This is a genomic window from Corynebacterium sp. J010B-136 (assembly GCF_002967075.1).
In the GTDB taxonomy this organism is placed as follows: domain Bacteria; phylum Actinomycetota; class Actinomycetes; order Mycobacteriales; family Mycobacteriaceae; genus Corynebacterium.
This window is the reverse complement of the sequence record NZ_PUGE01000017.1, coordinates 1-906: the sequence shown is the minus strand read 5'-3', so window position 1 is coordinate 906 and position 906 is coordinate 1. Positions and strand designations below refer to the sequence as shown.

General features: G+C 50.1%; 1 pseudogene. It reads left to right on the top strand.

Annotated elements, in window-relative coordinates:
* Positions 1-906: pseudogene (locus tag C5Y44_RS13345) on the top strand (DUF4988 domain-containing protein); the annotation flags it as partial.

Genomic DNA, 906 nt, shown 5'->3' with positions numbered 1-906 from the left:
GATGGTGAGTCGATTACTGTCGTTGGCCAGGAGGTTAACGCTGATGGTGATTTGGAGATTGAGTTCTCTGATGGAACCACAGTGACTGTTCCTAAGGGTGATGATGGTGTTGATGGTGAGTCGGTAACTATCACCGGTACCTCGACTGATGATGACGGTAATACTGTTATTGAGTTCTCTGATGGAACGGTCGTTACTGTTGCTAAGGGTGATCAAGGCGAGCCGGGCCAGGATGGTTTGACCCCACAGGTTGGTGAAAACGGTAACTGGTGGATTGGTGAGACTGACACTGGTGTGCCGGCTACTGGTCCGACTGGTCCTGCGGGTGACTCGATCACCATTGAAAACTCTACGACTGATGACGAAGGCAATATTGTCATCGAGTTCTCGGACGGCAACGTTGTTGTGATTCCTGCTGGTCGCGATGGTGCTAATGGTCAAGATGGTGAGTCGATTACTGTCGTTGGCCAGGAGGTTAACGCTGATGGTGATTTGGAGATTGAGTTCTCTGATGGAACCACAGTGACTGTTCCTAAGGGTGATGATGGTGTTGATGGTGAGTCGGTAACTATCACCGGTACCTCGACTGATGATGACGGTAATACTGTTATTGAGTTCTCTGATGGAACGGTCGTTACTGTTGCTAAGGGTGATCAAGGCGAGCCGGGCCAGAACGGTAAGTCTGCTTATGAGTTGTGGATTGACGCTGGTAATGATGGTGACATTAATGATTTCTTGGAGTCGTTAAAGGGCGCTGATGGTCAGGATGGCAATGACGGTGCTGATGGTCAGCCGGGTGTAGATGGTAAGTCTGCGTACGAGCTGTGGATTGAGGCTGGTAACGACGGTGATGTCAATGATTTCTTGGAGTCGTTGATTGGTCAGCGTGGTGAGGATGGCAAGTCG